Annotated in this window: 14 protein-coding genes; 11 read left to right on the forward strand and 3 right to left on the reverse strand. The window is 60.6% G+C overall.

What is annotated here, in order from left to right:
• Window positions 1-29: 29 nt before the first annotated feature.
• The 9 genes from pdxA to AERO9A_RS04095 all read left to right on the forward strand — a co-directional run bounded on the left by pdxA (window position 30) and on the right by AERO9A_RS04095 (window position 10137).
• The gene (gene pdxA / locus AERO9A_RS04055) at window positions 30-1043 is read left to right on the forward strand and encodes a 4-hydroxythreonine-4-phosphate dehydrogenase PdxA (protein ID WP_159970619.1); all 1014 of its coding nucleotides are present in this window, start codon (window positions 30-32) and stop codon (window positions 1041-1043) included.
• 118 nt (window positions 1044-1161) lie between these two features.
• Window positions 1162-1971, forward strand: coding sequence for a 16S rRNA (adenine(1518)-N(6)/adenine(1519)-N(6))-dimethyltransferase RsmA (gene rsmA, locus AERO9A_RS04060; protein WP_159970620.1), 810 nt, complete (start codon window positions 1162-1164; stop codon window positions 1969-1971).
• 29 nt (window positions 1972-2000) lie between these two features.
• On the forward strand, window positions 2001-2381 hold the full coding sequence (apaG, locus tag AERO9A_RS04065; RefSeq protein ID WP_159970621.1) for a Co2+/Mg2+ efflux protein ApaG: 381 nt from the start codon (window positions 2001-2003) through the stop codon (window positions 2379-2381).
• The gene (locus AERO9A_RS04070; protein WP_159970622.1) at window positions 2381-3199 is read left to right on the forward strand and encodes a symmetrical bis(5'-nucleosyl)-tetraphosphatase; all 819 of its coding nucleotides are present in this window, start codon (window positions 2381-2383) and stop codon (window positions 3197-3199) included. Before apaG ends, AERO9A_RS04070 begins: the two co-directional genes overlap by 1 nt.
• 25 nt (window positions 3200-3224) lie before the next feature.
• Window positions 3225-3554, forward strand: coding sequence for a thiosulfate sulfurtransferase GlpE (gene glpE / locus AERO9A_RS04075; protein ID WP_159970623.1), 330 nt, complete (start codon window positions 3225-3227; stop codon window positions 3552-3554).
• A 281-nt stretch (window positions 3555-3835) separates the two neighbouring features.
• Window positions 3836-5758 carry a PrkA family serine protein kinase gene (locus AERO9A_RS04080; protein ID WP_159970624.1) on the forward strand — a complete coding sequence of 641 codons (1923 nt, stop codon included), beginning with the start codon at window positions 3836-3838 and terminating at the stop codon, window positions 5756-5758.
• A 214-nt stretch (window positions 5759-5972) separates the two neighbouring features.
• Window positions 5973-7244 (forward strand): YeaH/YhbH family protein, encoded by a 1272-nt coding sequence (locus AERO9A_RS04085; protein ID WP_159970625.1) that lies wholly within the window; start codon window positions 5973-5975, stop codon window positions 7242-7244.
• Window positions 7245-7253: 9 nt separating this feature from the next.
• Window positions 7254-8819, forward strand: coding sequence for a SpoVR family protein (locus tag AERO9A_RS04090; protein ID WP_159970626.1), 1566 nt, complete (start codon window positions 7254-7256; stop codon window positions 8817-8819).
• Between the two features lie 91 nt (window positions 8820-8910).
• Entirely contained in the window at window positions 8911-10137 is a 1227-nt protein-coding gene (locus AERO9A_RS04095; RefSeq protein ID WP_159970627.1) for a multifunctional CCA addition/repair protein, read from the forward strand.
• A 77-nt stretch (window positions 10138-10214) separates the two neighbouring features.
• Here the strand turns inward: AERO9A_RS04095 and folK are convergent, their stop codons facing one another.
• Both folK and folB read right to left on the reverse strand, forming a co-directional pair.
• Complete coding sequence (folK, locus tag AERO9A_RS04100; RefSeq protein ID WP_159970628.1) at window positions 10215-10748, reverse strand: 2-amino-4-hydroxy-6-hydroxymethyldihydropteridine diphosphokinase; 534 nt, start codon at window positions 10746-10748, stop codon at window positions 10215-10217.
• A complete protein-coding gene (folB, locus tag AERO9A_RS04105; RefSeq protein WP_159970629.1) occupies window positions 10739-11095 on the reverse strand; it encodes a dihydroneopterin aldolase in 357 nt (118 codons plus the stop codon). Before folB ends, folK begins: the two co-directional genes overlap by 10 nt.
• Before the next feature lie 74 nt (window positions 11096-11169).
• Here folB and plsY point away from each other — a divergent pair, with 74 nt between their 5' ends.
• Complete coding sequence (plsY, locus tag AERO9A_RS04110; protein ID WP_159970630.1) at window positions 11170-11739, forward strand: glycerol-3-phosphate 1-O-acyltransferase PlsY; 570 nt, start codon at window positions 11170-11172, stop codon at window positions 11737-11739.
• 56 nt (window positions 11740-11795) lie between these two features.
• Here plsY and tsaD read toward each other — a convergent pair whose 3' ends face one another.
• Window positions 11796-12821: a tRNA (adenosine(37)-N6)-threonylcarbamoyltransferase complex transferase subunit TsaD gene (gene tsaD, locus AERO9A_RS04115; RefSeq protein ID WP_159970631.1), complete on the reverse strand. Its 1026-nt coding sequence runs from the start codon at window positions 12819-12821 to the stop codon at window positions 11796-11798.
• A gap of 201 nt (window positions 12822-13022) precedes the next feature.
• Between tsaD and rpsU the strand changes: the two genes are divergently transcribed.
• Window positions 13023-13238, forward strand: coding sequence for a 30S ribosomal protein S21 (gene rpsU, locus AERO9A_RS04120; protein WP_003290642.1), 216 nt, complete (start codon window positions 13023-13025; stop codon window positions 13236-13238).
• Window positions 13239-13268: the final 30 nt, after the last annotated feature.

The raw sequence follows: 13268 nt of genomic DNA on the forward strand, positions 1-13268 counted from the left end.
CCTGACACGCCCAGCCACCGAGATACGCCATGAGTGCCGCTCCGATCTTTGCCCTGACCCCTGGTGAGCCTGCCGGCATTGGCCCCGACCTCTGCCTGCTGCTGGCCCGCGAGGCGCAGCCTGAGATTCTTGTAGCCATCGCCAGTCGTCAGTTACTGGCGTCACGCGCAGCACAACTGTCACTGAACATCGAACTGATCGAGACAGGCCCTGAGCACTGGCCCGACAGACCAGCGCCCGCAGGCAGCCTCTATGTCTGGGATACAGCCATGGCGCAGACCTGCGCAGCCGGACAACTGAACCGCGCCAATGCCAGCTATGTGCTGCAGACGCTGACCCGCGCAGGCCAGGGGTGCCTGGACGGCACCTTCGCGGCGATGATCACCGCGCCCGTGCACAAAGGCGTAATCAACGAGGCAGGCATTGCCTTCTCCGGGCACACCGAGTTTCTCGCCGAGCTGACGGCAACCGAGCAGGTCGTCATGATGCTGGCCACCCACGGACTGCGCGTGGCACTGGTGACCACTCACCTGCCGCTCAAGGATGTTGCCGCGGCCATCAGCGCCGAACGCCTGCAGCGGGTCACACGCATCCTCCATGCCGATCTGCAAAGCAAGTTTGGTATCACCAAACCGCGCATTCTGGTCTGCGGGCTCAACCCCCATGCAGGCGAAGGTGGCCACCTGGGTCGCGAAGAAATCGAAATCATCGAGCCGACTCTGGAAGGCTTGCGCGCGGAGGGCATGAACCTGATCGGCCCACTACCAGCCGATACGCTGTTCACCCCCAAATACCTACAGAATGCCGACGCGGTCCTCGCGATGTATCACGACCAAGGCCTGCCGGTACTCAAGTACAAAGGTTTCGGCGCCGCCCTGAACGTCACCCTGGGCCTGCCAATCATCCGTACCTCGGTCGATCACGGTACAGCGCTGGATCTAGCCGGTACCGGCCAGATCGACACCGGCAGTCTGCGCGTTGCCCTGGAAACGGCGTACCAGATGGCAGCAGCTACATGCAGCAAGCCTCGCGCCACAAGTTGAAGGCGCAAGTTGCCCAGCATGGGTGCCGGGGACAGCCTCAACTGATAAGCTTCGCCTCTTTATCTTTTCGCTTTACGCTCTTGCCTGACGCTTGCAGCTTGAAGCCTGGAGCTGCTCCATGTCCGAATACCAACACCGTGCGCGCAAGCGCTTCGGCCAGAACTTTCTCCACGATGCCGGCGTGATTGATCGCATCCTGCGCGCCATTCGCGCCAAGGAAGGCGAGCGCCTGCTGGAAATCGGGCCAGGCCAGGGCGCACTGACCGAAGGCCTTCTGGGCAGCGGCGCACAGCTCGACGTGATCGAGCTGGATCTCGACCTTATCCCCATTCTGCAAGCTAAGTTCGGCGACAATCCGCGCTTTATCCTCAATCAGGGCGATGCGCTGAAATTCGACTTTGACCGTCTCAATGCGGCACCACACAGCCTGCGCGTAGTCGGCAACCTGCCCTACAACATCTCCACACCGCTGATATTCCACCTGCTGAACAATGCGCCGGTGATTCGCGACATGCACTTCATGTTGCAGAAGGAAGTGGTCGAGCGCCTGGCTGCCGAACCTGGCGGCGGTGACTGGGGCCGCCTGTCGATCATGGTGCAATACCACTGCCGCGTTGAGCATCTGTTCAATGTCGGCCCTGGCGCCTTCAATCCGCCGCCCAAGGTGGACTCGGCCATCGTCCGCCTAGTGCCGCACGAAACACTGCCGCATCCGGCGCAAGACCCGCACCTACTCGAACGCGTGGTGCGCGAAGCCTTCAATCAGCGGCGCAAGACCCTGCGCAATACCCTCAAGCAACTGTTGCCGGCCGACGCCATCGAGGCCGCCGGTGTCGATGGCAGCTTGCGCCCGGAACAACTCGACTTGGCCGCCTTCGTGCGCCTGGCCGATCAACTTGCCGCGCACCAGGCCGCCAGCCAGGTCTAAACTGCCAACAGGCTTGAAGAGTTTCCTGCATGTCCGACCCTCGTTATCAGATCGACGTCAGCGTCACCACCCGGTATCTGGCCGCACAATCGCAGCCAGAAGAAAACCGTTACGCCTTTTCCTACACCATCACCATCGCCAATAACGGCGAGATACCCGCCCAATTGCTCTCACGTCACTGGATCATCACCGACGGTGACGGCCGGGTGCAGGAAGTGCGCGGCGCCGGCGTGGTCGGTCAGCAACCACATATCGAGCCCGGCGCCAATCACACCTACAGCAGCGGCACGGTGATGACCACTCAGGTCGGCACTATGCAGGGCACCTACCAGATGCTCGCCGAAGACGGCAAACGCTTCGACGCCACCATCGCCCCCTTTCGTCTAGCAGTACCCGGAGCGCTGCACTGATGGCGGTGTACGCCGTCGGCGACTTACAAGGTTGCCTGAAACCGCTCAAATGCCTGCTTGAACAAGTCGCCTTTGACCCTGCACACGACCAGCTCTGGCTGGTCGGCGATCTGGTCAATCGCGGCCCGGAATCACTCGAGACACTGCGTTTTCTTTTCTCCATCCGCCATGCAGTGACCTGCGTGCTGGGCAATCACGACCTGCACCTGCTGGCCGTGGCGCACAACATCGAGCGCTTGAAAAAGGGCGACACCCTGCGCGAGATTCTCGACGCACCGGATCGCAATGACCTGCTCGACTGGCTACGCCAACAAAAACTGGTGCACCACGACGCCGAGCGCCAGGTCACCCTCGTTCACGCTGGCATTCCACCGCAATGGACGCTGAATAAGGCACTGCGCCGCGCCGCCGAGGTCGAGCAAGCCCTACGCGACGACACCCGCCTGCCCCTGTTTCTCGACGGCATGTACGGCAATGAACCGGCCAAATGGAACAAGGAGCTGCACGGCGTCACACGCCTACGCGTAATCACCAACTACTTCACGCGCATGCGTTTCTGCAAGGCCGATGGCACCCTGGATCTGAAGAGCAAAGAGGGCATTGGCAGTGCGCCGCCAGGCTTCGCCCCCTGGTTCAGCCATCCACAACGCAAGACGCGCGGCGAAAAGATCATCTTCGGCCACTGGGCCGCACTCGAAGGCAACTGCCAAGAGCCCGGCATCTATGCGCTGGATACTGGCTGCGTATGGGGCGGCGCCATGACCCTGCTCAACGTCGACAGCGGCGAACATCATCGTTGCACCTGCCCTCGGGCCTAGAACACGACTCTCTCAGAGGCACTCAATGAGCGAATTTCAGCGTATATCCCCCCAACAAGCCCAAACACTGCGCGAGAAAGGCGCCGTGGTGGTCGACATCCGCGACCCACACAGCTTCGCCAACGGCCATATCGCAGGCTCGCGCCATCTGGACAATCACTCCCTGCACGACTTCATCACCCATGCCGACCTAGACGCTCCACTGATCGTCTCCTGCTACCACGGCAACTCCAGCCAGAGTGCAGCAGCCTATCTGGTCGGCCAGGGGTTTTCCGAGGTGTACAGCCTTGATGGCGGCTTCGAGCTATGGCACGCCACCTATCCAACTGAAATTGCCCAAGGCGGCGAAGAATAATTTTTAATTGGCTGCAAGCCTTACCAGCTCTGGCCTGCAGCCATTTACCGAGAGGCGGTAACAATCTCTTATAGTTGTCATGCCCTTGACCCAGGCCAGAAAGAACTATTCTCTTACTCAGGCCATCCGTAGCAAGATAGAGTCGGCCAACCGACATTGGGCCATCGGTAACGATCTTTAGGATTTGGGGGATTCATCCCGGCCAACCTTCAGCCGGAGTTACCCAGCGCCTACTCGCCCGACGACCCACGCCAGCATCCAGCATCGAGCGAGGTGAAGTCATGAGCATTTTCAGTCACTTCCAACAACGTTTCGAGGCGACCCGCCAGGAGGAGTACTCGCTGCAGGAGTACCTCGAACTGTGCAAGCAGGATCGCAGTGCCTACGCCACCGCGGCCGAGCGCCTGCTGATGGCCATTGGCGAACCGGAGCTGTTGGATACTTCCGGCGATCCACGGCTGTCGCGTATCTTCTCCAACAAGGTGATACGCCGCTATCCCGCCTTCGCCGACTTCCACGGCATGGAAGAATGCATCGACCAGATCGTTGCCTACTTCCGCCATGCAGCCCAGGGTCTGGAAGAAAAGAAACAGATTCTCTATCTACTCGGCCCAGTTGGTGGCGGTAAATCGTCACTGGCCGAAAAACTCAAACAACTGATGGAAAAGGTGCCCTTCTACGCCATCAAGGGCTCACCGGTATTCGAATCACCGTTAGGGCTATTCAATGCCGCCGAGGACAGCGCCATCCTCGAAGAGGACTACGGCATCCCGCGCCGCTACCTCAACTCGATCATGTCGCCCTGGGCCACCAAGCGCCTGCAGGAGTTCGGCGGTGACATCAGCCAGTTCCGCGTGGTCAAGCTTTACCCGTCGATCCTCAACCAGATCGCCGTAGCCAAGACCGAGCCTGGCGACGAAAACAATCAGGACATCTCCGCGCTCGTGGGCAAGGTGGATATCCGCAAGCTGGAAGAGTTTCCGCAGAACGACGCTGACGCCTACAGTTACTCCGGCGCGCTGTGCCGAGCCAACCAGGGCTTGATGGAGTTCGTCGAGATGTTCAAGGCGCCGATCAAGGTGCTGCACCCCCTGCTGACCGCGACTCAAGAAGGCAACTACAACAGCACCGAAGGCCTCGGCGCGATTCCCTACAGCGGCATCCTGCTGGCCCACTCCAACGAATCGGAATGGCACAGCTTCCGCAACAACAAGAACAACGAGGCCTTCATCGACCGTATCTACATCGTCAAGGTCCCCTACTGCCTTCGCGTCAACGATGAAATCCGCATCTACGACAAGCTGCTGATCAACAGTTCGCTGGCCAAGGCCCACTGCGCGCCGGACACCTTGAAAATGCTCGCCCAGTTCTCGGTACTCAGCCGTCTGAAAGAACCGGAAAACTCCAACATCTATTCGAAGATGCGCGTCTACGACGGTGAGAATCTCAAGGACACCGATCCGAAAGCCAAGTCCATTCAGGAATACCGCGATAGCGCCGGTGTCGATGAAGGCATGAATGGTCTATCCACGCGCTTCGCCTTCAAGATCCTGTCCAAGGTGTTCAACTTCGACCCACACGAAATCGCGGCCAACCCAGTGCACCTGCTTTACGTGCTGGAGCAACAGATCGAACAGGAACAGTTCCCCGCCGAGGTCCGCGAGCGTTATCTGCGCTACATCAAGGAATACCTGGCGCCGCGCTACATCGAGTTTATCGGCAAGGAGATTCAGACGGCCTATCTGGAGTCTTACAGCGAATACGGGCAGAACATCTTCGACCGCTACGTGCTGTACGCCGACTTCTGGATTCAGGATCAGGAATACCGCGACCCGGAAACCGGCGAGATCCTCAACCGTGTAGCGCTCAACGAAGAGTTGGAGAAAATCGAGAAGCCGGCTGGCATCAGCAACCCGAAGGATTTCCGCAACGAGATCGTCAACTTCGTGCTGCGCGCCCGTGCCAACAACAATGGCAAAAACCCGACCTGGCTCAGCTACGAGAAGCTGCGTGTGGTGATCGAGAAGAAAATGTTCTCCAACACCGAAGATCTGCTCCCGGTCATCAGCTTCAATGCCAAAGGCAGCAAAGAGGATCAGCAAAAGCACAACGACTTCGTCAAACGCATGGTCGAGCGCGGCTACACCGAGAAGCAGGTGCGCCTGCTGTCGGAGTGGTATCTGCGGGTTCGCAAGTCTCAGTAAGCCCTGTCCGGCGCCGCCCGCGCCGGGTCATTCGCTGCCTGCCTGTGGCTACGGGCGGGCAAGAACCTGTTCAAAGCCTCGCGAGCTAGAGCACTGCAAGGCGTAAACAGGTGAGGACGCGGAGTTTACGAGCTGTAAATGAGCAGTCCGAACCTGTTTTCAACGCAGCAGGGCCGACGCGCAGCAGGCTCTGAACAGGTTCGAAGGAGATGTCATGAGCTACGTGATCGACCGACGCCTCAATGGCAAAAACAAAAGCACGGTGAACCGCCAGCGCTTTTTGCGGCGTTACCGTGAACACATCAAGAAAGCGGTGGAGGAAGCCGTCAGCCGACGCTCCATCACCGACATGGAGCACGGCGAGCAGATCAGCATTCCCGGCCGCGATATCGACGAGCCGGTGCTGCATCACGGTCGGGGCGGCAAGCAAACCATCGTCCACCCCGGCAACAAGGAATTCACCACCGGCGAACGCATCCCTCGCCCACAAGGCGGTGGTGGCGGACGCGGCAGCGGCAAGGCGAGCAACTCTGGCGAAGGCATGGATGAGTTCGTCTTTCAGATCACCCAGGAGGAATTCCTCGATTTCATGTTCGAGGATCTGGAGTTGCCGAATCTGGTCAAGCGCCATCTGACCGGCGCCGATACCTTCAAGACGGTACGCGCGGGTATCAGCAGCGAGGGCAACCCCTCACGCATCAATATCATCCGCACCCTGCGCTCGGCCCATGCCCGGCGCATCGCCCTGTCCGGCTCCAGCCGCGCCAAACTGCGTGAAGCCAAAGCCGAGCTGGAACGCTTGCGCCGTGAAGAGCCAGACAACTTTGGTGATATTCAGAGCATTCAGGAAGAGATCGAGCGCCTTAGCGCACGCATCCACCGCGTGCCCTTCCTCGACACCTTCGACCTCAAGTACAACCTGCTGACCAAGCAGCCCAACCCCAGCTCCAAGGCCGTCATGTTCTGCCTGATGGACGTTTCCGGCTCGATGACCCAGGCCACGAAGGACGTAGCCAAACGCTTTTTCATCCTTCTGTACCTGTTCCTCAAGCGCAACTACGACAAGATCGACGTGGTATTCATCCGCCACCACACCAGCGCCAAGGAAGTGGACGAGGAGGAGTTCTTCTACTCCCGCGAAACCGGCGGCACCATCGTCTCCAGCGCACTCAAGCTGATGCAGGAGATCATGGCCGAGCGCTACCCAATCAACGAATGGAACATCTACGCCGCCCAAGCCTCCGACGGTGACAACTGGAACGACGACTCACCAACCTGCCGCGACATCCTGATCAACCAGATCATGCCGTTCGTGCAGTATTTCACCTATGTCGAAATCACCCCACGCGAGCACCAGGCGCTGTGGTTCGAATACGAACGAGTGGCCGAAGCCTTCGCCGACAGCTTCGCCCAGCAGCAACTGGTGTCAGCGGCAGACATTTATCCGGTATTCCGCGAGCTGTTCCAGCGTCGCCTGGTAAGTTGAGGAGTGGCCATGAGCACTGCTGAGAAGAAGCGTCAGCCGATTTCCACCGGTTCGGAATGGACCTTCGAACTGATCCGCACCTACGACCGAGAAATCGCGCGCATTGCCGAGCGCTACGCATTGGATACTTACCCCAACCAGATCGAAGTGATTACCGCCGAGCAGATGATGGACGCCTACGCCTCGGTCGGCATGCCGCTTGGCTACCACCACTGGTCGTACGGCAAGCACTTCCTGGCCACCGAAAAAGGCTACAAGCGTGGGCAGATGGGCCTAGCCTACGAAATCGTGATCAACTCCGATCCCTGCATCGCTTATCTGATGGAGGAAAACACCATCTGCATGCAGGCGCTGGTGATCGCCCACGCCTGCTATGGGCACAACAGCTTTTTCAAGGGTAACTACCTGTTCCGCACCTGGACCGATGCCAGCTCGATCATCGACTACCTGGTGTTCGCCAAGCAGTACATCATGCAGTGCGAAGAGCGTTACGGTATCGACGCAGTCGAGGAGTTGCTCGACTCCTGCCACGCCCTGATGAACTACGGCGTAGATCGCTACAAGCGGCCCTACCCCATCTCCGCCGAGGAAGAACGGCGCCGTCAGAAGGATCGCGAAGAGCACCTGCAGAAGCAGATCAACGACCTCTGGCGCACCATTCCCAAAAGTGCGGACAAGAGCGGCGAGAAGGACAACAAACGCTTCCCCGCTGAACCCCAGGAAAACATCCTCTACTTCCTGGAAAAACACGCCCCCCTGCTGGAGCCCTGGCAGCGCGAAGTCATTCGTATCGTGCGCAAGATCGCCCAATACTTCTACCCGCAGCGCCAGACCCAAGTAATGAACGAAGGCTGGGCCACCTTCTGGCATTACACCCTGATGAACGACCTGTACGACGAGGGCCTGGTCACCGACGGCTTCATGATGGAGTTCCTGCAGTCGCACACCAGCGTGGTCTACCAACCGTCGTTCGACAGCCCCTACTACAGCGGCATCAACCCCTATGCCCTGGGTTTTGCCATGTACCGTGATATCCGCCGTATCTGCGAGGAGCCCACCGAAGAAGACAAGCGCTGGTTCCCTGACATCGCCGGCAGCGACTGGCTGACCACCCTGAAATTCGCCATGAGCAGCTTCAAGGACGAGAGCTTCATCCTGCAATTCCTCTCACCCAAGGTCATCCGCGACTTCAAGCTGTTCGGCATTCTCGACGACGACCAAAAGGATGAACTGCTCGTGCCAGCTATCCACGATGAATCGGGCTACCGCACCATTCGCGAACTGCTCGCCGCCCAATACAACCTCGGCAACCGCGAGCCCAACATCCAAATCTGGAACGTCGACCGCCGTGGCGACCGCTCGCTGACCCTGCGCCACCAGCAGCACGACCGCAAACCTCTAGGCGACTCAACAGGTGAAGTGCTCAAGCACCTGCATCGCCTTTGGGGCTTCGACATCCATCTGGAAACCCTGCAAGGCGAGCAACTGATTACCGCCCAACACGTACCACCTCGCGGTAGCCATGAAGGCGAAGGGGATTACCCGCGCCTGGATCTGGCAATTTCGCCCATCTGATCGAAAGCAAGCGGTAAACGGCCATGATTGCCTGAAACTACCCCGCCGCACCGCACAACCGCTATCCTCCGCACTCAACGGAGGAACAGTGATGCAGATATACAAGGTTGGCGGTGCCGTACGCGACCGCCTACTGGGCCGCACAGTCAGCGAAGTGGATTGGGTCGTGGTCGGCGCCTGCGCCGAGCAAATGCTCGAACTCGGCTACCGCCCGGTGGGCGCCGACTTTCCCGTATTCCTGCACCCGCAAACAGGTGAGGAATACGCCCTGGCCCGTACCGAACGCAAAAGCGGGCGTGGCTATGGCGGCTTCACCTTCCATGCCAGCCCCGATGTCAGCCTAGAAGACGACCTGATCCGTCGTGACCTGACCATCAATGCCATAGCCGAGGACGACCACGGCACACTGTACGACCCCTACGGCGGCCAACAGGATCTCGCCGCGCGCCTGCTGCGCCATGTGTCCCCCGCCTTCGCCGAGGATCCATTGCGCGTGCTGCGCGTCGCACGCTTCGCCGCACGCTATGCGCCACTCGGCTTCAGCGTCGCGCCCGAAACCCTGGCACTGATGCGCCAACTGGCCGAATCCGGTGAACTGAGCGATCTCACCCCGGAGCGCAGTTGGAAGGAAATCTCCCGCGCCCTGATGGAACCACGCCCGGACGTATTCGTGCAGGTACTGCGCGACTGCGGCGCCCTGGCCGTCCTGCTGCCAGAAGTGGACGCCCTGTTCGGCGTGCCACAGCCCGAGGCGCATCACCCCGAGATCGATACCGGCGTGCATGTGCTCGCCGTGTTGCGCCAGTGCGCCGAGCATGAGCAACCGCTGACCGTGCGCTGGGCCTGCCTGCTGCATGACGTGGGCAAGGGCCTGACGCCAACGGATGAGTGGCCACGGCATATCGCCCATGAACACAAAGGGCTGCGCCTGATCCAGCCAATCAACGAGCGCTGCAAGGTACCGCGCGACTGCGCCGAGCTGGCGTTACTGGTTGGCGAGTTTCACACCCATGGCCACCGCGCGCTGGAGTTGCGCCCCTCGACATTGCTGGAACTGCTACAGCGCTTCGATGTGTTCCGCCGCCCGCAGCGCTTTGCCGAATTCGTCGCGGCCTGCGAGATGGATGCACGCGGTCGTCACGGCCTGGAACAACGCGAATACCCACAAGCCGCCTACCTGCTAGGCGCTGGCGAAGCCACACGCCAGGTGCCAGTCAAACCGCTGCTGGAGAAGGGATTCAAAGGTGCTGAACTGGGTGAAGCGCTCAACCGCGAGCGCCTGCAGGCACTCAAAGCCTACAAAGAGCAATATGCCTAGGAGCGGCTGGGCGGCATTCCGTTTCAGCCGCGATCATCAAAGCCCCGCTGCACGCCTTGTCGCGGATGAATCCGCTCCTACCGATCGAGCGCCTGCAACAGCTCAGCCGGCGTCAGCTCGGCCTCGCGCCACTGAAAGGCCGCCGGCCATAGCTGCTGTTCGATCTGAGCGACGGCCCACAACTCGGCGAACGGACGTCCATCGAGCGGGTGCGGTAACTGCGGCGCCAGCAGCGACAGCGGCCAGAGCACGAAGGCGTTCTTGAGGATTTCCGCGCGCGGCAACACCAAGCCATCGAAGTTGCCGACCTGATCGCCGTACAGCAGTACGTCGATATCCAGCGGCAGGCCTTTACGCTCCGGGGCATAGCGACCATTGTCGGCCTCAATGCACTTCAACCGACGATCCAGCTCAGCCAAAGGCAGATCCGTCGTGGCGGTCACCACCAGATTGAAGAAATTGCCACTCTTGATGCCCACCGCGTGGCTCTCGAACACTGGCGAGCACTGCAGGTCATGGAGAAAACCGGCCAGCGCGTCGAGGCCGGCGCACAAATGAGCCTCACGCTCGATATTGCTGCCAAGGCCGAGGTAGATCCGCGTCAGAGACATCCGCGTTCGATCTCCACACCAACACCACCACGAGCCGCCGGCACCGCACCGGGCTTGGTCAATTTCAGGCGCATCCAGGGAATATCGAATTCAGCCATCAGCGTCTGCACCAGGCGCTCGGCGAAGGTTTCCACCAGGATGAACTGCGACTCAGTGGCGAATGCCTGGATACGCGCGCAAACACTGGCGTAGTCGAGTGCTTTATCGAGGTCGTCATCGGCGGCAGCCGGGCGGTTATCCCAGCCCATCTGCAGATCCAGACGCAGACACTGATGGATGTCGCGCTCCCAGTCGTAGGCGCCGATCACCGTTTCGACCTCAAGCCCCTCGATAAATACTCTGTCCACCTGCCTCTCCGCGCCACGACAAGGGCGCCGCACCTCGTTAGAATCGGGCCACCCCAAGCTCTGGAATGGCCACCATGTTCTGGCTTCTGGCAGTCCTTGCCTATCTGCTCGGTTCGCTCTCCTTCGCTATCCTGCTCAGCCGCCTGAGCGGCATACCCGACCCTCGCGCCAACGGTTCGGGCAATCCCGGCGCCACCAATATGTTGCGCGTGGCAGGCCGCAAGCTCGCCATACTGACGCTGCTCGGCGACCTGCTCAAGGGCCTGCTACCCATCCTCATAGCCAAGCTGTTCGGGCTTGACCTGCAACAACAAGCCTGGATCGGGCTAGCAGCCATCACCGGCCACCTCTACCCGTTGTACTTCCGCTTCCGTGGCGGCAAGGGCGTCGCCACCGCCGCCGGTATGCTGTTAGGGCTTTACCCGCCAGCCGCCTTGCTCGCTCTAGGAGCCTGGGCGCTGGTATTCCTGCTAACCCGCACCAGTTCGCTAGCCTCGCTGATCGCCACACCGCTGACCCTGCCACTGCTGGCCTGGCAACAACCTGCGGCGCTCTTGCCCGCGTGCGTACTGACCGCACTGATCGTCTGGCGTCACCGCAACAACCTGCGCGATCTGTTCGCCGGGCGCGAGCGGCGCTTTTAAGCAACCTGCCTCACGGGAATCGCGGCTCAAGCCGCTCCTACGAGGCAAACATCCCGTCAGATCGCCGGTAGACTTTCCATCGGCCAGCGCGCCTGCACCTTGATCGCCAGATCCTCGTGCTGCCCAGCCAGTAAACGCTGACAGCCTGCATAAGCGATCATCGCGCCGTTATCGGTACAGAACTGGGGCCGTGCGTAGAACACCTGGCCGCGCATCTCAGCCAACATACGCTCCAGCGACTCACGCAACGCTTTATTGGCACTGACGCCGCCGGCGATCACCAGATTGTTCAAACCTGTTTGCTTGAGAGCGCGCTTGCACTTGATGGTCAGAGTCTCGACGACCGCTTGCTGGAAGGCCAGCGCGATGTCGCGACGGGCTTGGTCGAGGTCGCCATCACTGTCCCGGCACTGCTGCCAGGTATTGAGCGCAAAGGTCTTCAACCCGCTGAAGCTGAAATCCAGGCCGGGCCGGTCGGTCATTGGCCGGGGGAAGACAAAACGCCCCGGCGCGCCCTGCTCGGCCAGTTTGGCGATCTCCGGCCCACCGGGATAATTGAGGCCCATCAGCTTGGCGGTCTTGTCGAAGGCTTCGCCGGCAGCATCGTCCAGCGACTCACCGAGCAACTGGTACTGCCCGATACCATCGACCCGCACCAACTGGGTATGCCCACCGGAGACCAGCAAAGCGACGAACGGGAACTGCGGCGGCTGCTCTTCCAGCATCGGCGCCAACAGATGGCCTTCCATATGATGTACGCCCACGGCAGGCACGCCCCAAGCGAAGGCCAGCGCCTGTGCGCAGGACGCGCCGACCAGCAGCGCACCGACCAAGCCAGGGCCAGCCGTGTAGGCCAACGCATCGATATTGCTCGCCTGGCACTGCGCCTCGTCGAGCACCTGACGGATCAGCGGCAACATGCGCTTGACGTGATCGCGCGAGGCCAGCTCCGGCACCACGCCGCCGTAGACGCGGTGCAGGTCGATCTGGCTAAACAGCGCATCGGCCAGCAGACCACGCTCCGAATCGAAGAGCGCGACGCCGGTTTCATCGCAGGAGGTTTCCAATCCCAGTACGAGCATGGAGCGAGGCCTTGGTTTGCAGCGTGGAACGAAGGCGCGCATGATAAGCGCCGCTCGGCGGAGCGGCCAGCGCTTTTCGACCTAAGGGCTTTGCATTCCGCGCGATGAGGCGGTAACATCCGCAACCCTTGAAATCCGACGCACCCGAGCCACCTGCCGGGAAAGCGTTGAAACCGGTAATCAAAGATAGGTACGACCTGGATGCCAGCCGTCAAAGTTAAAGAGAACGAACCCTTCGACGTAGCCCTGCGTCGTTTCAAGCGCTCCTGCGAAAAAGCCGGTGTACTGGCTGAAGTCCGCAGCCGCGAATTTTACGAAAAGCCGACTGCCGAGCGTAAGCGCAAGGCCGCTGCCGCTGTTAAGCGTCACGCCAAGAAAGTGCAGCGCGAGCAGCGTCGCAGCGTCCGCCTGTACTAATACAGTACACGCGACGCCCGAATGCCCGGC

It is taken from the genome of Pseudomonas sp. 8Z, from assembly GCF_902506535.1.
In the GTDB taxonomy this organism is placed as follows: Bacteria; Pseudomonadota; Gammaproteobacteria; order Pseudomonadales; family Pseudomonadaceae; genus Aquipseudomonas.

Bases quoted from the DNA above. Each gene is read 5' to 3' on its own strand.
- pdxA (WP_159970619.1), top strand. From the start codon at position 30: ATGAGTGCCGCTCCGATCTTTGCCCTGACCCCTGGTGAGCCTGCCGGC.
- rsmA (WP_159970620.1), top strand. From the start codon at position 1,162: ATGTCCGAATACCAACACCGTGCGCGCAAGCGCTTCGGCCAGAACTTT.
- apaG (WP_159970621.1), top strand. From the start codon at position 2,001: ATGTCCGACCCTCGTTATCAGATCGACGTCAGCGTCACCACCCGGTAT.
- AERO9A_RS04070 (WP_159970622.1), top strand. From the start codon at position 2,381: ATGGCGGTGTACGCCGTCGGCGACTTACAAGGTTGCCTGAAACCGCTC.
- glpE (WP_159970623.1), top strand. From the start codon at position 3,225: ATGAGCGAATTTCAGCGTATATCCCCCCAACAAGCCCAAACACTGCGC.
- AERO9A_RS04080 (WP_159970624.1), top strand. From the start codon at position 3,836: ATGAGCATTTTCAGTCACTTCCAACAACGTTTCGAGGCGACCCGCCAG.
- AERO9A_RS04085 (WP_159970625.1), top strand. From the start codon at position 5,973: ATGAGCTACGTGATCGACCGACGCCTCAATGGCAAAAACAAAAGCACG.
- AERO9A_RS04090 (WP_159970626.1), top strand. From the start codon at position 7,254: ATGAGCACTGCTGAGAAGAAGCGTCAGCCGATTTCCACCGGTTCGGAA.
- AERO9A_RS04095 (WP_159970627.1), top strand. From the start codon at position 8,911: ATGCAGATATACAAGGTTGGCGGTGCCGTACGCGACCGCCTACTGGGC.
- folK (WP_159970628.1), bottom strand. From the start codon at position 10,748: ATGTCTCTGACGCGGATCTACCTCGGCCTTGGCAGCAATATCGAGCGT.
- plsY (WP_159970630.1), top strand. From the start codon at position 11,170: ATGTTCTGGCTTCTGGCAGTCCTTGCCTATCTGCTCGGTTCGCTCTCC.
- tsaD (WP_159970631.1), bottom strand. From the start codon at position 12,821: ATGCTCGTACTGGGATTGGAAACCTCCTGCGATGAAACCGGCGTCGCG.
- rpsU (WP_003290642.1), top strand. From the start codon at position 13,023: ATGCCAGCCGTCAAAGTTAAAGAGAACGAACCCTTCGACGTAGCCCTG.